Here is a 19,237-nt window from a genome sequence, read left to right on the forward strand (position 1 = left end):
AGGCAAGAAAAATAAATGGTTAATGCCATTGCTTTTTATCATCGTTCTCATCATTGCAAATATTGGATCTTCCTATTTTTATACGCGCTTTGATTTCACACGTGAAAAGCGGTTTACACTACATCCAAAGTCGATGGCTATTCTGGCGAAAGCCGATAAAGAAATTACCGTTACCGTATTTTTGGATGGCAATCTGCCGGCTGCATTTAAAAGGCTTAAAAACGCTACTTCAGATTTGCTGGACGACTACAAGGCCAGTTCAGGAGTAAAGATCAAGGTTGTTTTTACTGATCCTCTGGAGGGGCTCGACCAGCAGGCACAGGATACAGTTTTGCAAAATCTATACAGCATTGGTATTGAGCCTACCAATCTGAATATTAAAAACGAGGCTGGCTTTACCCAAAAGACAGTTTTCCCTATGGCTGTTGTACAGGCTGGCGACAGGCAGCTGCCGGTAAAACTATTACAGAACCTCGATGCTGCTGGTAACTACGAACAAAATATCAACAACTCAATCCAGAATCTGGAATATGTGTTCAGTTCGGCGATTAAAAAAGTCAGTACTGGTGAAAACCCGCGTATAGGATTTACTGAAGGCAATGGTGAGCCGGCAGACCCTTTTATCAGTGACGCGATGAGATCACTTTCCGACAGCTATGAGGTGGGAAGGGTAGACCTGAATGTAATCAGTAAGGAGGGACTGGACAAATTGAAAGTTCTCTTTATCACCAAACCTCAGAAAGAATTTTCTGAAGCGTTAAAATACAAGATCAACTACTTTGTGATGAATGGCGGACGTATAGTCTGGAGCATCGACCAGGTGAGTGCGGATCTGGATAGTCTGAAAGGGAAAGGGGAGCAGCTTGCCTTTAACAACAAGCTCAACCTGGATGACATGCTTTTTATGTATGGGGCCAGAATAAACTACAACCTGGTGGCGGATTTAAACGCTGCGGAGATCCCCCTGGCAATGGGCGGCGGAGAGCATCGCGACATCCAGATGGCACCATGGGTATACTATCCTGTACTCGTCCCTGATGCCTCCCCGGGTCTGGTAAAAAACATTGATGGGATCCGTACAGAGTTCCTGAGTACTGTAGATACTATTGGTGTGAAAGGGGTACGCAAGACTGTACTGCTACATACATCACCCTACCACATTGAGCACAATACCCCCGAAGTATTATCCCTGCAGATTGTTGCTGAAGCCCCGGATCAGCGCCGGTACCTTCATCCTCCTGCAATGGCAGCGGTATTGCTGGAGGGATCCTTTCCCTCGGTGTTTCTCAACAGGCAGGCACCCGCCGGGATTACAGAAAACTTCCCTGCCGGAGCGCTGAGCAAACCCACCAAAATGATCGTCATCGGTGATGGAGATATCTTTAAAAATCAGGTTAGCGGCCGTGACGGATCAGTATTTCCGCTTGGATTTGACCGGTACACACAAAGAAATTTCGGAAATAAGGCATTGCTTTTAAATATCGCAGATTATCTGTCTTCAGATGATAATTTGATTGATCTTCGCAATAAAGAGGTCAGAGTCAGGTTACTGGATAAACAGCTTCTGCGCAGTGAAAAGCTGAAATGGCAGCTGATCAATGTGATTGTGCCCTTATTGCTGTTAATATCATTCGCGATTTTTCAACATTATTACCGCAAGTATAAGTATGCAAGGTAATTTTTATATTTTTGAGAATTGACAAGTTCATAATTATGAGATTTATAGTATCCACATCAACACTTTTAAAACATTTACAAACAGTCAATGGTGCTTCAAGCAGCAGTACTGTTTTGCCGATACTGGAAAACTTTCTTTTCGAGATCAAAGATGGCAGTCTGACTATCTCTGCTACAGATTTGCAGACCAGCATGACTACGTCATTGCCTGTAGAGTCTAAAGAAGGCGGAAAAGTAGCTGTACCGGCGAGAATCTTGTTAGATACTTTAAAAACACTTCCTGATCAGCCGATTTCTTTCAATATTGATGATGCTTCATTTTCAATAGAGATCAGCGCAGGTGACGGAAAGTACAAACTGAGTGGTGAAAACGGAGATGATTTTCCAAAGATCCCTACAGTAGAAAATGCTTCTTCGGTAAATCTTCCGGCATCTGTACTGACTGAGGCCATCACAAAGACAATTTTTGCCGTGAGCAGTGATGAACTACGCCCGGCGATGACAGGTGTTTTCTGCCAGCTTTCTGACCAGTTTATCACTTTTGTAGCTACTGATGCCCATAAATTGGTTAGATACAGACGTATGGACAGCAAAGCTGATAAAACAGCTTCATTCATTCTTCCTAAAAAAGCTTTGACACTGTTGAAAGCTGCCTTGCCTTCTACAGACATCAATGTTTCTGTAGATTATAATGCTACAAGTGCTTTTTTCAAATTTGAAAATATCAACCTGGTATGCCGTCTGATTGATGAGCGTTACCCGGATTATGAAGCGGTAATTCCTGCCAATAATCCTAACAAATTAATTATTGACAGGGCTTTGTTCCTGAATACTTTACGCCGTGTGGTTATTTTTGCTAACAAAACCACTCACCAGGTAAGATTAAAAATCAACGGAAGTGAACTTAATATCTCTTCTGAAGATCTGGACTTCGCGAATGAAGCTCACGAACGTTTGAGCTGCCAGTATGAAGGTGAAGACCTGGAGATTGGCTTCAATGCACGTTTCCTGATCGAGATGCTGAGCAATCTCGGTGGCGAGGAAGTTACCCTGGAGCTATCTACACCTAACCGTGCAGGACTGCTTATCCCTCAGACAAATGATGACAATGAAGATGTGCTGATGCTGGTGATGCCGGTGATGCTGAATAACTATAACTAATTAAAAAGATACTACCTTTGAGCGTCATTATGCAGGATTCAGATATTCTTTCATAATGACGTTTTTTTATAAGCAAGATACCTACCTATGGACATCATTAATCAGCTGATACAATTTATTCTGCACACAGATGTAGAATTAGTAAAACTCGTAAGTAGTTACCAAACCTGGACCTACCTCATTTTATTCCTTATTATTTTTGCCGAAACCGGATTTGTGGTGACTCCTTTTTTACCGGGAGACTCGATGTTATTCGCCGTGGGTGCTTTGATCGCAAAAGGTGGAACCGGCCTTGATATCTGGCTGATGTTTTTCCTTCTTACCGCTGCCGGTATTTTGGGTAACAGTCTGAACTACCGTCTTGGCATGTTCTTCGGCATTAAGGTTTTCAAGGAGGAGAATAAAATCCTGAAACTGGAATACTACAACAAATCTCATATGTTTTTTGAGAAACATGGTGGAAAGGCAATTATTTTCAGCCGTTTCCTTCCTATTATCAGAACTGTAGCTCCATTTGTTGCCGGTGTGGCCAGGATGCCTTTCGGAAAATTCACCTACTTCAATGTCCTGGGTGGTATTGCATGGATCTCTACCTTATTGTTCGCGGGCTTCTTAATGGGGCAGATCCCTTTCATTAAAAATAACTTTTCTGCGGTAATTGCATTCATTGCCATCGTGACGTTTGCACCAATTGTTTTTGCAGCAGTGAAATCAATGTTCAAGCCTAAGGAAACTACTTAGAAGGAGGCATGTTTTCAAGGTTTGGCTGGCCAGCGTCAACCCATGCAGAATACCAGTAGGAGCCGGTAGCCAGGACTGCTGCGCGCATCTGTTTTTCTACCATGTGGTTTAGCCTGTGGTGGTAGGTATTGGAGTACTCGAATGAATACTGTTTGCCCAGCTGTCCCTTCCTTTTGCTGTAGCTGTATTTGCGCCAGGAGGGGAAGGTATTGTTCAGCTCAGCTTCGAGTTTTAATGTGCTGTCTACCAGTCCGTGGGTATGCTGAATAATTTTCCATGCCTCCTTTAGCGGATCTTCGATATAGACTGCCCTGCCTACCACAAAATTGTATCGTTCAGAAAATAGTTCGGGGAGCCTGCTCTCCCAGAAACCGTGGATACCTGTCTGGTTTGTCAGCTGTCCATTGTGGTTTTCTGTAGTATGCAACGGTACGTGTGCATCGCCCAGGTAATGCCCCAGGTAGGTGGATCTGCTCAGGATCCTCATAGAATCCCGGTCTTTGAAAGCATTCACGAGCTGGTAGTAGCTGCGCTGAATCTGCCAGGGAAGAATCCCATTTTTCTGCAGTCGAGTATCTCCGTATCTCTTTAGGGCATCATCCCATTTGCGGGGAATACTATCGATAACTCTTTCATATACTTCGACATCCAGATAGTGCCGGGCTGCTTCAGCTGTATCGGCATAACGCCTCTTATCAGGGTCGGTGGCATGGCTGCTGATATAGGAGATATTGTTTTTAAAGAACCTGTTCATCCCTGTCGGCAGGATAAATACGGCGAGTTCATTGATCCGCATATGAGCGAAGAAGCCCCAGGAACAGGTGAGCAGGAGAGTGGTAAGGAGCATTCCGGAGATGAAGTATTTTTTCATCCCCGGAATGTAATGTCAAAAGCTGATATGCTGGTAATTAAATTTTCATGTGAATTTAATTTTTTTTAGCGGTCATGAAGCTATCATGATCTTGTAGTCAATCATTATGTGATCTGAAAGATCAGGATGGTTTCAGCAAACGCGATGCGAAAGGGCGTGTAAACTCATTTAGTTCCGTAGTAAGGCTGCGGATCATGTCTGTATCATCCTGGCTAAGCGCCGCACGCAGTTTGTCCAGAATTTCCCTCGTTCCGGAAATATCCATTGAGGTCAGCACAAATCTGTGCCTTTCGATAAACTGTCCGGCAAGATAGGCCAGCTGCTCGCCTTCAGCCCTTGCCTGATCAAGCATCCTTTGTGCCGCCGCTGATGATGGGGCAGGCTCCTTATACATATCTTCATCCGGCAAGCTGATGAAAGAACGGTTTCCATCCATGATGTCGGCTTGTATGGCTGCACCAAGAGCAACAATCTCATCAGGGTTGATCTGCTCATTTGGCTGTTTCCCAAAAAGCTCAGTCACCTGTGCTTTCACATATGGCGTACGGGTAGAACCTCCTACCAGCAGTACGTCGTCAATAGCTGCTGTTGTCAGTTTTGCATCGGCAATTGCCTGTTTACAAAGGTTGATGGTGTCAGTTACCATAGCGGCAATCAGCTGTTCAAAAGTCTGCCTGTCAAGTGTACACCAGATTTCTCCAAGCTTTTCGTTATAGATATTTTGGGTGCTCAGTGCGATCTTGGCTTCTTCTGCTTTCAGGCGCAGCTGCTGCATCAGACTTGGAGTGGCTGCTGTTGATGCGGCATCCAGGTTATTTTTATCAATCCAATAGTTGAGGATCGTGCGGTCAAAATCATCCCCGCCGGGGAAACTGTTTCCTTTGGTGGACAACACCTCAAATATGCCGTTGTGGATGCGCATTACAGAGACTGTGAATGATCCCCCGCCAAGATCGTAGACAGCAATAGTCTTTTGGTCCATAGGATCTAAGCCAATACCATAGGTTAAACTGGCAGCAGTAGTTTCATTTACAATCTTGATCACATCTAAACCCGCCAGACGGCCTGCATTTCTGGTAGCCATACGCTGACTGTCAGTAAAGTATGAAGGAACGGTAACCACTGCTTTGTTAACCGGGGTTTTCAAGGCATGCTCAGCACGTTTTTTTAGTTCTTTCAGGATTTCTGTTGTCACCTGCAGCGGTTTGTATACCTGGTTTTGAGGAAGCTCATTCTCAGGGCGTCCAAGCAGGGCTTTCTGAGACAAAACGGTATTGGCGGCATCAGTAATCAGTAATGCTCTGGCCTCATTTCCTATCAGAGGTACACCGGCAGCATCGAAATGTACAATTGAGGGCATCAAATGACCTTTGCCGGTATCATTGATCACTTTTGGGTTTCGATCAGGATCTATAAAGGCGATCAGGCTGTTGCTTGCTCCCAAATCAATGCCTACAATGATCTCTGCTTTCTGTAATGTACCCGTTGCCAGGTTAATGGATATTTTTGCCATAAGGCAAATCTAGGAATGTTTTGAAGTTTATTTGTTTTGGAGTTGTAATGTTTTTTGAGTCGTTGCCGCAGTTTCAGTCATCTCCTTTTTGTGCAGGTTAAATACCCAAAGCACAATATCCTGATAACTATCAGTTCCCTTTTTCTGGTTGTTAATCTTCAGAAATTTGTCCAGCGCCGTGCCCATGTAGGCAGACATATCGCCATTATATTTTCTCCAGAATTCATGTTCTTCTTTAAAATCAGCCAGCGTGTTGGCATTGATTTCCTTCAGCAGTCTTGAAAAATCTTCAGGAGATTTGAGCCTGATCTCAAATAAAACACTTCTGAGAATATTGTAATAGCCAGAATAACGGAAATTGACATCAGTGTTGTTGATGCTGACGAGATAGCCGATCAGGTTAGCTTCATCCTCACGGGCGATTCCAAGGGTGTGGGATATTTCGTGACTGGTGACAAATGGCAGCTCCATATATGGCAGCCGCATATTGACATTGGCTTCGCCGGAAAGTGGGCAGTAGTAGCCTTCAATTCCGATTTTGCTGATCAGCCAGCTAAACATTACCGGTTTCACTGCTGGTGCCCGATAAGAGAAAAAAGAATTTTCTTTTGCCATCAGGTCATATCCGGCTTTTGAGTGATCCCTCAGGTCATTGATATCATATATGCGTTTATGGCTTTTACGTTCCTGATCGAGCAGGTTTACCTTGTCAACAAGAAATCCACCCAGCATCACCAATTCTTTTGTGCTGTATTTTTGATCACTGATACCCAGTCGCTCAGAGATCGAAGGTCTTGAATAGTTCAATCCCCAGAGTAGTTTAAATACGATATACAAGATGAGCAGAAAGGAGATCAACTGTAGAGGGATAACCAAGCGGTCTGCCGATGTCAGCTCTTTCCGTACGGCTTTTTTGATCACTTTGTAGACAGACCACAAGCAGAAAATGATCAGTGCCGCGTATAGGAAGTCTCCCAGTGCAAAAGGGACAATTGCAGATATGAAACGCTGCGCGACCGAAGTCCATTGGTACAGGCCATCAGAATAGATCTTTTCTACGGCATTGCTGCTGAGTCCGAACAGGAAGATCAGTAGAGCAATGCCGAAGATAATGGCCAGTCGCCGCAATTGAATTCGGATTGCGGGCTGCATCTATCTGTTAAAGGCTAATCTTTTACCAGTTTGATTGGTCATAAATTTACCTTTATAATAGGCCAGATTACCCGAAATAAAAGTATGGGTGATATCAGCCTGGAAGGTTTGCCCTTCAAAAGGCGACCAGCCACATTTGTATAAAATGTTAGCCTTTGTCACTTTAACGGGATCATTCAATGCTACCAGCACCAGATCTGCCCAGTAACCTTCCCTGATAAATCCTCTCCTGTCGATCTGGAAACAGGTAGCCACGTTGTGGGCGGTCTTCTCCACAATCTGCTCCAGCGTGATTTTTCCCTGGTGGTACATTTCCAGCAGTGCCGATAAAGCATGTTGCACAAGTGGTCCACCAGAAGGTGCCTGTAAATACGGCTGAGCCTTTTCTTCGATAGTATGGGGAGCATGGTCTGTCGCTATGATATCGATATGTCCGTCCAGCACGCCTTTTAAAATCGCATCTTTGTCAGCCTCAGTTTTTACCGCCGGGTTCCATTTGATCAGGTTGCCTTTTTCTGCGTAATCGCGATCGTCAAACCAGAGGTGGTGCACACAGGCTTCAGCAGTGATTCTCTTATCTTTTAATGGAGTTACATTATCAAATATCCCAACCTCTCTTGCGGTAGAAATATGGAGGATATGCAGACGTGTATTGTATTTTTTTGCCAGTGATACCGCCAGAGATGAAGAAATGTAACAAGCCTCTGCAGAACGGATCAGGGGGTGCATATCAATCGTGACGTTTTCGCCGTAGCGCTCCTGGAAAGCAGCCATGTTACGGCGTATGGTCAGCTCGTCCTCGCAGTGCGTAGCTACAAGTATATGGGCCTGACTAAAAATATTTTCCAGCACCTGCTCATTGTCTACCAGCATGTTTCCTGTAGAAGAACCCATAAAGACTTTGATGCCGCAGACATTGGCGGGGTCAGTCTTCAGCACTTCCTCAATGTTATTATTGGAGGCCCCCATAAAGAAGGAGTAGTTGGCGAGAGACATCTCCGAGGCTATCGCATATTTATCGGCCAGCAGTTCCTGGGTTAAAGTATTGGGAACGGTATTGGGCATTTCCATAAAAGAAGTGATACCGCCGGCCACAGCGGCCATACTTTCAGAGAAAATATCTGCTTTGTGCGTTAAGCCGGGCTCCCGGAAGTGTACCTGGTCGTCAATCATACCCGGGAGCAGGTGAAGTCCTTCTGCATTGATTTCCTGATCAGCTTTTCTGCCGATCTGCGGACTGATCTCATCAATGAGTCCGTCTTTGATATAGACATCTGCAACGAAGGTTTTTCCCTCGTTAACCAGTGTTGCGCCTTTGATAAGGATACTGTTCATATCCCAAAGCTATAAACTAAAAACTAGATAGCTAATTTAGATTAACGTATATTTGTAAAATGTCGAAAACATTCGAGGAATTTAACCTGAACAGGCAAATTTTAAATGCTGTTGCTGATGCAGGCTTTACAGTTGCCACCCCTATACAGGAAAAAGCAATTGCGCCGGTCTTATCCGGGCAGGATATCTTTGGTATCGCTGAAACGGGTACCGGTAAAACCGCAGCTTACCTGCTGCCAATATTAATGAAGCTTAAATATGCACAGGGTGATGCCGCACGTGCGCTGATCCTGGCACCTACACGTGAGCTGGCGATGCAGATTGCCGAGCATGCAAAGGTGTTCTCCAAATATACTGATCTGAGATCCGTTGTTGTCTTTGGTGGCATTGGTCCCAAGACTCAGATTGAACAGATCAAGGCTGGGGTAGATATCATCATCGCCACGCCGGGACGTTTCCTGGATATTTATCTCGCAGGACATATCAACACCCAATACCTGAAGTTCCTGGTACTCGATGAGGCCGATAAGATGATGGACATGGGCTTCATTGGCTCTATCCACCGCATATTGGAAGTAGTGCCCCGCAGAAGACAGAACTTGCTGTTCTCGGCAACCATGAGCGAGCTGGTACATAAAATCGCGGGTGATTTTCTGAAGAATCCTACCATTATCGAAGCAGGGGAGCAGGCCACACCGGCGCAAACGGTTACGCAGGTGCTGTATGAAGTCCCAAATTTCAAGACCAAGATCAACCTGTTACAGCATTTGCTGAAAAACGATGTGGAATTTAAACGACTGATGATCTTCTGCAAGACAAAAACTGTTGCAGATAACATATTCAGCTTTATCGAACGGAGGTTTGGTCCGGAAGCAGTTCGTGTGATTCATGCCAACAAAGGGCAGAACACAAGGATCAATTCTATAGCAGCCTTTAAGGAAGGCAATCTGCGTGTGCTTGTAGCAACTGATGTAGCATCCAGAGGTATTGACGTAGCTGAAGTAAGCCATGTGATCAACTTTGATGTGCCGATTATTATTGAAGATTATGTGCATCGTATCGGCCGTACAGGCAGGGCTTATGCCAAGGGTGATGCGTTGACATTCTGTACCGAAGCAGAGAAATACTATATCAGAAAGATTGAAAAACTGATGCGTCAGAGTATACCTGTAGCCCCTATGCCTGCAGAAGTCTTTATTGAAGAAACTCCTTATGAAGAACGTCAGTATATCGCCAGGGAGATTGATACGCAGAAGCGGAAAGAAGATCCTGATTTCAAAGGAGCCTTCCATGAGAAAAAACATGCTGCGGCCATCGCTGCATCTGCTGCTGCCGCTGCAAAGAAAAAGATGAATAAAACTCCGGCCTGGAAGAAAAAGAAATTTAAAAAGACCTGAGCTTGAAATTAACGCCATTAAACATCATTACTTCGGCTGCTCTGGTGCTGGCATTGGTCATGCTATTTAGTCCCGACCAGCATAATCCGGTTCAGAAAGGAATGAATGGCCTGCTTACCGGACTGTGCTTTCTGGCCGCAATTATTGCTTTCATTTCAGACTTGATCTTCCGGAAGTTTATACCTTTGCTCCGAAACTTATGGATTGTAGAGTGTGCATTCATTGTATTTACCCTTGTTTTAATGGTGATCTTAAAAATCACCTTTGCTTAATAACCTTAAAAAAAACGCGTAAACAAACCGGGCTTGTAAGCTCCTGAATAAAAAATAATGAAGACAGCAGAAATTAAAATTACGGTTGAATTAGATGATAACAATGTCCCTGAGAATTTAACCTGGGAATCTACTGACGCAGAAACACAGGAAAAAGTACCTGTGAAGTCGATGATGCTTGCCCTGTGGGACCATAACTATAAAAACTCGATGCGTATCGATCTGTGGACAAAAGATATGCCCGTGGATGAGATGAAGAGATTTTTCTATGAAACGCTGCAGACTATGGGCGATAGCTTCCTGAAAGCTACTGGTGAAAAACTAATCATTGAAGATTTACGTGATTACTGTGCACATTTTGCAGATAAAATGGGTATTGATCCGGGAAAATAAGAATCCTGTAAATACCAATACTTACAATAAAAACAGGCCCATACAGGACCTGTTTTTTTATGCCCACATATTTGTGTTTTTAAACACTCAGGGAGTTAGATTACTTTGAAATCTTCTAGGACCTTTTGAATAAACGTTTGTCATGCACATGAAAAACCGAAATTCTATTAGGTCAGATGTTTAAACTATTTTCTTCAAAACGTAAAGAAGCCCAGTATGGCTGGTTCGGGAATTATGCTTCTTGGAAGGATGCTGCGATCCTGGCTGGTGGCTACGATTCCGGCAATATTCTCCGGAAAACCAAGGATGCCCTGCTACAGGTAAAAAACGGAACTGCTGTGTATGAGCGTGACTCCGTTATTTTCGACAAAATAGAATACCCTTTTCCTTTAATATCATGCCTGTTGCGCAGCGCCGCATTGTCAAAACGCCCGCTCCATATCCTGGATTTCGGCGGATCTTTAGGCAGCACTTATTACCAGGTGAAAGATTTTATCGGTGCTGACTGCTGTGCCAGCTGGAATATTGTTGAACAGGAACATTACGTAAATTGTGGTAAGCAGAACTTCGAAGACGATCGTCTGAAGTTCTACCACAGCATAGATGCATGTCTGCAGGACAAAAAAATTGACCTCATCCTAATCTCTGGATCTATACAATATCTGGAAGAACCACATCTGATGCTGGAAAAAATGGCTGCCTACAATTTTGATTTTGTAGTGTTCGACCGTACGCCCTTCCATGACCAGGCAGCTGACCGTTTAACCTTACAGACTGTACCTCCGGAAATTTATGAGGCTTCTTACCCCTCATGGTTCTTTGCCATAGACAAATTTCTGAATCATTTTAAATTAAACTACAAGATCGTCTCTGAGCTTCCTTCATATGTCGAAGGAGAAACAGTGATGTTTATTGATAACAAGCCTGCGGGCTTCAACAAAGGCTTTTATCTGATTAATAGATCTCTCCATGCTTAATTTCTGCACACTTTTTAACACTACCTATCTTTCACGCGGATTAGCAATGTATAATTCGCTTTTGCAGCAATGCAAAGATTTTCATTTGTACATCTTTGCATTTGACAACAACAGTTACGAACTGCTGGCAAAAATGGAGCTGGAACATGCTACCATCGTCAGTCTGTACGCATTTGAAAATCCCAGGCTGCTGGCAATAAAGGAGGAGCGTACGGCGGGTGAATACTGCTGGACCTGTGCTTCTTCAACTATCAAGTATTGTATTGAAGAATTCCGCCTCGATCATTGTACTTATGTTGATGCCGACCTGTTATTTTTCAGTGATCCTTCAGTACTGATTAATGAAATGGGTACAAAGTCGGTCCTGATCACCGAACACAGGTATACGGCTGGCTATGATCAGACGCAGACCAGTGGTGTTTACTGTGTGCAGTTTGTGACTTTTAAGAACGATATCAAGGGAATGGAAGTGCTGAACTGGTGGGTGGATGCCTGTATCGACTGGTGCTTTAACAGATTTGAAGACAATAAATTTGGCGACCAGAAATACCTTGACGACTGGCTTACCCGTTTCGACTGTGTACATGTTCTGGAGCATCTCGGTGGAGGTGTAGCCCCATGGAATGTTCAGCAGTATGACTTCAGCAGCAGGGCTAAACATACACATGGTGTAGAACTGGTTTCCGGTAACAAATTTGATCTCATATTCTATCATTTTCATGATTTCTCTTATATTGATGAAAAGACTTATTGTTTGTCAAATCTGCAATACAAATTAGATCGTAATTCTGTTAGGTACATTTATAAACCTTATGCAAAGGCACTTAGTCTGGCGAAGGCGCAAATATATAAAGTGAACAAAGAAACAGCTACACATGAACTAAAAGGAGATATCAGCTGGATAACGGCTGTTGTTGGTCGTTCTGTTTTATTTTTCTTGCGTGGTTATTACAAAAATTTCTATCGTCAGCGTGGAATGGAATTTGGCTTTGTAAGTGTAAAAATGTTTAACATCTTCTAATCTCTATTTAGTATTTTAGCCCATTGTTTTAGAGATAAATGGGGTTTAAAAATTTTAGATTTTATGTTTTCATGCTCGCAGTTTTTACTTGTTTGAGCATGACAGCATGTGAGAAGGAAAAACTGGCAGAGGAGGCAAAGATAGAACCTCCGGTAAGGGCCTATGTCATCACAGCCAGGATTGATAAAAAAGGTACCAACACTACATCAGAGGGTGTAGCAGTTTTGAAAGGGACGTATGATGAGCAAAGTAAAGTTTTTGCTTATGCGATTGAGTATGAAAACATCAGCCCGGCGTTAATTACACTTAGAAGTGGGTTGAAGGGATCAGCTGGTGAACTGATCAGGGAAGTCTACAAAAATGACAACCAGGTTCCCCTGAAACAACCGCTGACAGGTTCCCTGAACTTAACTCCGCTGCAGGAACGTAACCTGCTGAAGGGATTGTGGTTCGTTGCAATGTGTACAAATATATCTGCTGCTCCTGAGATATCGGGAAGCCTTACGCTGAAGCAAAAATAAGCGATAATGAGCAGTAGGGAGCAGGATATCGTCAGCGCGATAAGGAACCAGGATAAGGATGTTTTTGAAAGTTTGTACAAGGAACATTACAGTCAGTTGTTTGCCCTTGCGTTCAGATATGTACGCAATGCGCCTGCAGCAGAGGAAATTGTTCACGATGTGTTTTTGATGATCTGGAAAAAGGCTGAGCAGCTGATTATTCAGCACTCCATCAAAAGTTATCTGTATAAATCAGTGGTCAATACCTCGCTGAATTATATAAAAAAAGAAAAGACACAACGGGAGAAGCAGGATGTTTACATGAAAGTGAGCAGCAAAGATCCTCAGGATAAGGATCAGGAAGATCAGCAGGAAGCGCTGCTGCTGAGCTTAGAAAATGCTATAGAAATATTACCGCCTAAATGCCGGGAAGTAATGTATCTCAGTCGCTTTGGTAAATTGAAACAACAGGAAATCGCCGATCAGATGCAGATATCTGTGAAGACAGTTAAAAACCATCTGACTTACGGCTTTCAGAAAATACGTGAATACCTGGGGAACCAGCCACAGCAATTATGGATAGCCGCATTTATTTTGTTAAAATATCTCGGCTACTAAAGACAATAGAAATGGAAGAATTTGAGACCAATGAAGAATTTATTTACTCTCTGATCATCGATGAGCTGGATGAATTGATCAGTCCGGAAAAAAAGCATCTGCTTCAAAGCTGGCGTGCAGCAAGCCCGGAAAATGAAGCTACCTACCAGGAGTTTGTCAGCATTCAGCAGAACATCGATCTCTTGTATCAAAATCAGGCTTACACTCCTCAGGAATCCTGGGAAGTGCTGGATCAGAAACTGGCAGCAACACAAACCGGCAGAATGAGTGTAAGGAGAAACAGGGAGCTGGGTAGCTGGTTAAAGATTGCTGCCTCGGTGATGCTGATTCTCTCTATTGGTTATTATTTTGTAAATAATGCAAGATATACTATAGTCGAGAATGGTAAAAATGCTGCGGTAAAGAATGTTTTCCTGCCTGACGGAACGCAGCTCGCATTAAACGGAGGAGCATCTATCAGGTATATCAGCACCGATTTTAATACTGACCGCAAAGTGAAGCTGCTGAAGGGTGAAGTTTTTGTAAAAGTAAAACATGACCAGAAGTACCCCTTTGTTGTTGATCTCGGAGAGGTTCAGGCCAGGGATATTGGTACAAGTTTTAATATCATTAAGAATGACCGGGATATCACCGTTACTGTTGAAGAAGGAAAAGTAGCACTGGAACGGGCATCTACCGCGGAGTCGGTATTGCTTGGGATGGGGCTTACCGGCCGATATTCTTTGTCAACAAAAAAACTGATCAAAGAACAAAATCAGGATGTAAATTACAAGGCCTGGGCAGATAAGAAATTTGTATTTGTTGAAACGCCATTAAAAGAAGTGACCAGTCAGCTGAGTAAAGTTTACCGTACACAGATTGCTGTAAATGGTAATGAATTGAAAAAGAAAAAGCTGACGGCACATCTGTATTACCAAACTCCGGACAGTGCGCTTAACGTCATTGCCGCAACCCTACAGTGCAGGTTAACCGTTTCAAAAGGAGGGTTTATCTTATCTGATAATTAAGTTGTATGTCTAAATGGCTTATCGCTTTGCTTTTATTTGTGGCTTTGCAGTACACAGGTAAATTGTATGCGCAGCAATCAGGGCGACTCGACAAGCCGGTGACTATCCACCTAAAACCTGATTCACTGATCAGCGCATTGCTGAAGCTGCAGCAAAAGGCCGGCACCAGTTTCTCCTTCAATCCCGACCTTTTAAGAAAATACCAGATCAAAGAAATTACGGTGGTCAGAACACCTTTACGGGATGTAATGCTGGCGCTCCTCAATGGTACACCACTCAGCTTTGCCCTGGTGGGCAACGATATTGTCATCACGGAAGTTAAACTTTCAAAACGTACCGTTCACGGACACGTGGTCGACCGTGCCAATGGTGAGGTGCTTATCGGCGCCACGGTCTTTATACCTGAACTGAAATCAGGAGTACTCACCAATCAATATGGCTTTTATGCTTTGAACATTTCTGAGGGAGTGTACGAGCTGTCGGTATCCAACCTCGGTTACCAAACTAAAAAGATACCCCTAAAACTGACAGCGGATTACCAGCTGGAGGTAGAGCTTTCTGTTGAGGCGAATAATCTTGCTGAAGTGCAAATCAGGCAACCCGTTACACCGGATCCATTAATGTTGAACGAACAGAGTTATACTCCGCGGCAGCTACGCCATATTCCTTACTATGCGGGTGAGCCTGATGCCCTGAAGGCGCTGCAGATGCAAAACGGGATCAAGGCCATATCTGAAGGTAGTTCCGGACTTTTTATTAGGGGTGGTAATTCAGACCAGAACCTGATCTTACTGGATGAAGCGGTGATTTACAATCCTTCACATTTATATGGATTGGTGTCGGTTTTCAACCCTGATGCGATCAACAGTGTGCAGGTGTACAAAGATTTTATGCCTACAAATTTTGGAGGCAGGCTTTCTTCTGTCATTGAAAACCGCATGGCAGAAGGAAACAATAAGGAATTTCATGTGAGCGGGGGTGTCAATCTGATGTCGGCCAGACTGGCGGCGGAAGGTCCCATTGTAAAAGACAAAAGCTCTTTCATTGTTGCTTTCAGAAGAAGTTTACTTGATGTTTTCCATAGTAAATTCAAGTTGTTTAACCCAAGCTCGGTGTATTACGACATCAATGCCAAAGTGAACTATAAGCTTGATACGAAGAATAATCTTTTCTATTCGGTTTACGGAGGGCAGGACCATCTGTTGTCGGATAATTCCTTTGCCAATAACTGGGGTAATATTACCTCTACCTTGCGATGGAATCACCTGTTCAACTCAAGACTATTCATGAACCTGTCTGCAATCTACAGCAATTACAGCAACCTGCTCGATCTGAATGCCGATACGCTGTCTACAAAAAGCCAGTGGAGAACCGGGGTTAAAGATCTTACGCTGAAAGCAGATTACACATATTATAATACCCCCGACAATCTGATCAAATTTGGCCTGATCAGCGTATATCACCGCTTTATCCCGGGTGAAACCAATAACTCTATCAATGATGAACTGAATATCGCCAAGGACAGATCTCTGGAATCTGCATTATATTATAATCAGCAGATTTCAGTTGGACGGCACTGGGAGTTTAACTACGGCTTGCGTTTAGGGCTGTTTAAAAATGCGGAAGAGCGGCTTGATATCTTTGACCCGAGCGGAAACCGTGTACAACAGGAGGATAAACAAACATATTTCAATCCTGAGCCGCGGCTGAATATCAGCTACCTGCTCGCGCCCAAACAACGCTTTTCCATCACCTACAATAGAAGCTATCAGTATTTACAGTTGATACAGAACAGTACGCTGGCATTTTCTTCACTCGAACCCTGGATTCCGGCATCGCGTACGATACGGCCACAACATATTGATTATTTTTCCGGCGGATACTGGTACGTGCAGGATGGCTACTCCCTCTCCGCAAGTGGCTACCTCAAAAAACTGTACCACCAGCTTGATCTCGCAGGACATGCCCAGATTATCCAGAATCCTGACATCAGGAGCCAGTTGGAAACGGGTAACTCTACTGCTTCGGGGCTGGAACTGGAATTGAAAAGGACCGGTACTAAGTTGAATGCTACAGTAGCCTATACCTACGCCAGGGTGTTTCGTACAATTGCGGGTATCAATGAAGGACAGCGGTTTGCGGCCAACTATGATATTCCTCATGAACTCAAAGTAACAGCTGCCTACAATATCACAAAAAAACTGTCTGTGCAGTCGTTCTTCACCTATTCTACCGGCAGACCACTTACCCTTCCTGTAGGGTACTATCAGCATGATGGCATTAATGTGCCTATATTTGAGGGGCGAAATACATTCAGGTTTCCTAATTTTAGCAGACTCGATATTTCCGGACAATACCAGCTGAGCTCCAGGATATCAAAAAAGCGTATGTTTAATAGTATGATTTCCGCAGGTGTTTACAATTTATACAACCGTAAAAATCCTTTATATTATCATTTGAGTACTGATTCGAGTCAGCCGCAAAGCAGTTCGCTGGAATATGCTTTTGGGATTTATCCATGGATTGCCTATAGTTTTAAGATCTGATATGAAAGCGGGTTATTACATAGTCATGTTTGTGCTGCTGCAGTTCTTTTTTGGAGCATGCAAGAAGAGTCATGATGATATTGCGTTTGCTGCACCCCGTAAACAATATGACCTGACAGTGGAAGGAGGAATAAATACCTATTTCCAGACACAGTATATCAGATTGAGTAAACCCTCTTTACATCCGGATTCTCTCCCTCAGCCTATACGTAAGGCTGTAGTAACAGTAAATGATGGCAGGACAGATCTGGTCTTCAGGGAGGGGACAGTTCCGGGGGTATATACGGCAGTGAACAGGAACAATCCGAACTACAACTTCGCTTATAAGCTAACAGTTCAGTATAATAACCAGACCTATACTGCAGTGGATACCCTGCGTCAGGTGGTGAATATCGTCGATGATTATCTTCCCCTGTCTGTCAGCAAAACCCCTGAAGGTATGTATAACGGCATTATTCCTAAACATACATTCGGTTATCTCAATCCCAATAAGTGGTGGATCAGTTATGGTGATATCCCAATCTGGGCACCATCCCGTTTTACGCAGGCCCAGTATTTCAGCTACACACATTATCTGGGCTCTCCAAATTCATTGTATCCGCTTACCAACCTTAGGAGAACATTCAGTCTCGGAGCCGAGGATTTTGTGACGATCAGTAAGATTTCCATTTCTGAGGGCTATGCTAAGTATTTGTATGCGGTATTCCTGGAAACAGACTGGAATGGCTTGTTCTCCAGTGTACCGGTTAACGTTACTGGCAACATATCAGGCAATGCCCAGGGCTACTTTTCTGTCAGTGATGTCGATGTCAGACGATACCGGGCCAGGGAACTGAGATAAAATCTTATTTTTGCCTCCGTATTTTAATTCAGCAATTATGAAAGCTTTGGGTATTACTGGTGCGGTAGTCATGGCAGTGGGAGCGATGTGTCCGCTGGTTCGGGTTACCTTTCTCGGGAACTGGAATTATTTTCAGATTGACCCAGTCCTGGGAATCGTATTTTATGTAATTGTGCTGCTTGGCTTATTTGCGTCCTGGCGCAATAATACAGCACTGATGCACTTTTCCGGATGGATAGCACTGGTATGGGTGGTACTTACTATTGCAGCTGTATGGTTTAAGTCGCACGACGTTTTTAGCTTTTTTCATTTCAAAAAGCTGATCAACATTGCTGCGGGTATGGTCAAATTTCGATGGGGATGGCTGGTTATTGTCGCAGGTGCGGTGCCCTTGATTATCAGTCGCGACAATTTATCATCAGAGAACAATAAAATTAATAATTGATCTTCCAAATCTGTGCATCTGCATAAAAAGACGTAACATAAAATTATCTTTGTGCATAAATGCAGCTGATCAGGGAAGTTCAATTTTTAATAGGTAAGGAATTACTGCTGGAATGGCGGTCTAAATATGCGCTGAATGGAGTAGTACTCTATGTAGTCTCCACAATTTTTGTGTGTTTTCTGTCCTTTGTTTCCCTGAGAGGGGTAACCTGGAATGCTTTGTTCTGGATTATTATGTTGTTTGCATCGATCAATACGGTATCCAAGAGCTTTCTGCAGGAGAGCAAAGGACGCCAACTTTATATCTACACCGTCGCAAGCCCACTGGCGCTGATCATCTCCAAGACTATCTACAATGTTTTTCTGATGTTGCTGGTCACACTTATCGCACTCGCTTTTTATACGCTGGTGTTCGATTATGTTCCCGAAGATATGGGCTTGTATCTGCTGGCTACAGTACTGGGCAGCCTCAGCTTTTCCACGATCTTCACCATGATATCGGCGATTGCCTCCAAGGCCGGGAACGGCGGGATGCTGATGGCGATTCTAAGTTTCCCGGTAATTATACCGGTGATTGTCATGCTGATCAAACTGACTAAAAATGCGGTAGACGGACTGGATAGGAGTGTAAGTCTGGATGAGATCGCTACCTTGTTGATCATCAATGTATTGGTGGCCGCGTTTTCTCTGTTGCTGTTCCCATATTTGTGGCGTGATTAAGGATTTATAATAATTAACTGATATATATAAAGCTTTATTAACTTTGCACTC

Annotated in this window: 19 protein-coding genes; 15 read left to right on the plus strand and 4 right to left on the minus strand. The window is 43.6% G+C overall.

Annotated elements, in window-relative coordinates:
* Nucleotides 1–22: 22 nt before the first annotated feature.
* The 3 genes from gldG to OQY15_RS09220 all read left to right on the plus strand — a co-directional run bounded on the left by gldG (nucleotide 23) and on the right by OQY15_RS09220 (nucleotide 3,579).
* Nucleotides 23–1,678 carry a gliding motility-associated ABC transporter substrate-binding protein GldG gene (gldG, locus tag OQY15_RS09210; protein WP_265790598.1) on the plus strand — a complete coding sequence of 552 codons (1,656 nt, stop codon included), beginning with the start codon at nucleotides 23–25 and terminating at the stop codon, nucleotides 1,676–1,678.
* 35 nt (nucleotides 1,679–1,713) lie between these two features.
* Nucleotides 1,714–2,838: a DNA polymerase III subunit beta gene (gene dnaN, locus OQY15_RS09215; RefSeq protein ID WP_265790600.1), complete on the plus strand. Its 1,125-nt coding sequence runs from the start codon at nucleotides 1,714–1,716 to the stop codon at nucleotides 2,836–2,838.
* 87 nt (nucleotides 2,839–2,925) lie between these two features.
* Nucleotides 2,926–3,579, plus strand: coding sequence for a VTT domain-containing protein (locus tag OQY15_RS09220; RefSeq protein ID WP_265790602.1), 654 nt, complete (start codon nucleotides 2,926–2,928; stop codon nucleotides 3,577–3,579).
* Here the strand turns inward: OQY15_RS09220 and OQY15_RS09225 are convergent.
* The 4 genes from OQY15_RS09225 to OQY15_RS09240 all read right to left on the minus strand — a co-directional run bounded on the left by OQY15_RS09225 (nucleotide 3,572) and on the right by OQY15_RS09240 (nucleotide 8,450).
* A complete protein-coding gene (locus OQY15_RS09225; RefSeq protein ID WP_265790604.1) occupies nucleotides 3,572–4,450 on the minus strand; it encodes a zinc dependent phospholipase C family protein in 879 nt (292 codons plus the stop codon). The genes OQY15_RS09220 and OQY15_RS09225 overlap by 8 nt on opposite strands.
* Nucleotides 4,451–4,571: 121 nt before the next feature.
* A complete protein-coding gene (locus OQY15_RS09230; protein ID WP_265790606.1) occupies nucleotides 4,572–5,963 on the minus strand; it encodes an Hsp70 family protein in 1,392 nt (463 codons plus the stop codon).
* Between the two features lie 27 nt (nucleotides 5,964–5,990).
* Complete coding sequence (locus OQY15_RS09235; RefSeq protein ID WP_265790608.1) at nucleotides 5,991–7,115, minus strand: DUF3810 domain-containing protein; 1,125 nt, start codon at nucleotides 7,113–7,115, stop codon at nucleotides 5,991–5,993.
* Nucleotides 7,116–8,450, minus strand: a complete 1,335-nt coding sequence (locus OQY15_RS09240) for a dihydroorotase (RefSeq protein WP_265790610.1) — start codon at nucleotides 8,448–8,450, stop codon at nucleotides 7,116–7,118.
* A 59-nt stretch (nucleotides 8,451–8,509) separates the two neighbouring features.
* On the opposite strand from OQY15_RS09240, the gene OQY15_RS09245 reads away from it, so the two are divergent.
* The 12 genes from OQY15_RS09245 to OQY15_RS09300 all read left to right on the plus strand — a co-directional run bounded on the left by OQY15_RS09245 (nucleotide 8,510) and on the right by OQY15_RS09300 (nucleotide 19,186).
* Nucleotides 8,510–9,847, plus strand: a complete 1,338-nt coding sequence (locus tag OQY15_RS09245; RefSeq protein ID WP_265790612.1) for a DEAD/DEAH box helicase — start codon at nucleotides 8,510–8,512, stop codon at nucleotides 9,845–9,847.
* 2 nt (nucleotides 9,848–9,849) lie between these two features.
* Nucleotides 9,850–10,119 (plus strand): hypothetical protein, encoded by a 270-nt coding sequence (locus OQY15_RS09250; RefSeq protein WP_265790614.1) that lies wholly within the window; start codon nucleotides 9,850–9,852, stop codon nucleotides 10,117–10,119.
* Nucleotides 10,120–10,176: 57 nt separating this feature from the next.
* Nucleotides 10,177–10,512: a gliding motility protein GldC gene (gene gldC, locus OQY15_RS09255; RefSeq protein ID WP_265790616.1), complete on the plus strand. Its 336-nt coding sequence runs from the start codon at nucleotides 10,177–10,179 to the stop codon at nucleotides 10,510–10,512.
* Nucleotides 10,513–10,688: 176 nt separating this feature from the next.
* The gene (locus OQY15_RS09260; RefSeq protein ID WP_265790619.1) at nucleotides 10,689–11,489 is read left to right on the plus strand and encodes a TIGR04325 family methyltransferase; all 801 of its coding nucleotides are present in this window, start codon (nucleotides 10,689–10,691) and stop codon (nucleotides 11,487–11,489) included.
* Nucleotides 11,482–12,510 carry a glycosyl transferase gene (locus OQY15_RS09265; protein ID WP_265790621.1) on the plus strand — a complete coding sequence of 343 codons (1,029 nt, stop codon included), beginning with the start codon at nucleotides 11,482–11,484 and terminating at the stop codon, nucleotides 12,508–12,510. Before OQY15_RS09260 ends, OQY15_RS09265 begins: the two co-directional genes overlap by 8 nt.
* Nucleotides 12,511–12,608: 98 nt before the next feature.
* A complete protein-coding gene (locus OQY15_RS09270) occupies nucleotides 12,609–13,031 on the plus strand; it encodes a hypothetical protein (protein WP_265790623.1) in 423 nt (140 codons plus the stop codon).
* A gap of 6 nt (nucleotides 13,032–13,037) precedes the next feature.
* The gene (locus OQY15_RS09275; protein ID WP_265790625.1) at nucleotides 13,038–13,628 is read left to right on the plus strand and encodes an RNA polymerase sigma-70 factor; all 591 of its coding nucleotides are present in this window, start codon (nucleotides 13,038–13,040) and stop codon (nucleotides 13,626–13,628) included.
* An 11-nt stretch (nucleotides 13,629–13,639) separates the two neighbouring features.
* Nucleotides 13,640–14,635: a FecR domain-containing protein gene (locus OQY15_RS09280; protein WP_265790626.1), complete on the plus strand. Its 996-nt coding sequence runs from the start codon at nucleotides 13,640–13,642 to the stop codon at nucleotides 14,633–14,635.
* 5 nt (nucleotides 14,636–14,640) lie between these two features.
* Nucleotides 14,641–17,181: a TonB-dependent receptor gene (locus tag OQY15_RS09285; RefSeq protein WP_265790628.1), complete on the plus strand. Its 2,541-nt coding sequence runs from the start codon at nucleotides 14,641–14,643 to the stop codon at nucleotides 17,179–17,181.
* Nucleotide 17,182: 1 nt separating this feature from the next.
* Nucleotides 17,183–18,022, plus strand: a complete 840-nt coding sequence (locus tag OQY15_RS09290) for a hypothetical protein (RefSeq protein ID WP_265790630.1) — start codon at nucleotides 17,183–17,185, stop codon at nucleotides 18,020–18,022.
* A gap of 37 nt (nucleotides 18,023–18,059) precedes the next feature.
* Nucleotides 18,060–18,467, plus strand: coding sequence for a hypothetical protein (locus OQY15_RS09295; protein ID WP_265790632.1), 408 nt, complete (start codon nucleotides 18,060–18,062; stop codon nucleotides 18,465–18,467).
* Between the two features lie 59 nt (nucleotides 18,468–18,526).
* Entirely contained in the window at nucleotides 18,527–19,186 is a 660-nt protein-coding gene (locus tag OQY15_RS09300) for a heme exporter protein CcmB (RefSeq protein ID WP_265790634.1), read from the plus strand.
* Nucleotides 19,187–19,237 lie beyond the last annotated feature (51 nt).

The organism is Pedobacter sp. MC2016-15 (assembly GCF_026239695.1).
In the GTDB taxonomy this organism is placed as follows: domain Bacteria; phylum Bacteroidota; class Bacteroidia; order Sphingobacteriales; family Sphingobacteriaceae; genus Pedobacter.

Excerpts from the sequence above, each read along its gene's own strand:
- dnaN (WP_265790600.1), top strand. The coding sequence starts at position 1,714 with ATGAGATTTATAGTATCCACATCAACACTTTTAAAACATTTACAAACA.
- gldG (WP_265790598.1), top strand. The coding sequence starts at position 23 with ATGCCATTGCTTTTTATCATCGTTCTCATCATTGCAAATATTGGATCT.
- OQY15_RS09300 (WP_265790634.1), top strand. The coding sequence starts at position 18,527 with ATGCAGCTGATCAGGGAAGTTCAATTTTTAATAGGTAAGGAATTACTG.
- OQY15_RS09265 (WP_265790621.1), top strand. The coding sequence starts at position 11,482 with ATGCTTAATTTCTGCACACTTTTTAACACTACCTATCTTTCACGCGGA.
- OQY15_RS09260 (WP_265790619.1), top strand. The coding sequence starts at position 10,689 with ATGTTTAAACTATTTTCTTCAAAACGTAAAGAAGCCCAGTATGGCTGG.
- OQY15_RS09245 (WP_265790612.1), top strand. The coding sequence starts at position 8,510 with ATGTCGAAAACATTCGAGGAATTTAACCTGAACAGGCAAATTTTAAAT.
- OQY15_RS09280 (WP_265790626.1), top strand. The coding sequence starts at position 13,640 with ATGGAAGAATTTGAGACCAATGAAGAATTTATTTACTCTCTGATCATC.
- OQY15_RS09220 (WP_265790602.1), top strand. The coding sequence starts at position 2,926 with ATGGACATCATTAATCAGCTGATACAATTTATTCTGCACACAGATGTA.
- OQY15_RS09270 (WP_265790623.1), top strand. The coding sequence starts at position 12,609 with ATGACAGCATGTGAGAAGGAAAAACTGGCAGAGGAGGCAAAGATAGAA.
- gldC (WP_265790616.1), top strand. The coding sequence starts at position 10,177 with ATGAAGACAGCAGAAATTAAAATTACGGTTGAATTAGATGATAACAAT.
- OQY15_RS09240 (WP_265790610.1), bottom strand. The coding sequence starts at position 8,450 with ATGAACAGTATCCTTATCAAAGGCGCAACACTGGTTAACGAGGGAAAA.
- OQY15_RS09275 (WP_265790625.1), top strand. The coding sequence starts at position 13,038 with ATGAGCAGTAGGGAGCAGGATATCGTCAGCGCGATAAGGAACCAGGAT.
- OQY15_RS09225 (WP_265790604.1), bottom strand. The coding sequence starts at position 4,450 with ATGAAAAAATACTTCATCTCCGGAATGCTCCTTACCACTCTCCTGCTC.
- OQY15_RS09230 (WP_265790606.1), bottom strand. The coding sequence starts at position 5,963 with ATGGCAAAAATATCCATTAACCTGGCAACGGGTACATTACAGAAAGCA.
- OQY15_RS09295 (WP_265790632.1), top strand. The coding sequence starts at position 18,060 with ATGAAAGCTTTGGGTATTACTGGTGCGGTAGTCATGGCAGTGGGAGCG.
- OQY15_RS09290 (WP_265790630.1), top strand. The coding sequence starts at position 17,183 with ATGAAAGCGGGTTATTACATAGTCATGTTTGTGCTGCTGCAGTTCTTT.
- OQY15_RS09235 (WP_265790608.1), bottom strand. The coding sequence starts at position 7,115 with ATGCAGCCCGCAATCCGAATTCAATTGCGGCGACTGGCCATTATCTTC.
- OQY15_RS09285 (WP_265790628.1), top strand. The coding sequence starts at position 14,641 with ATGTCTAAATGGCTTATCGCTTTGCTTTTATTTGTGGCTTTGCAGTAC.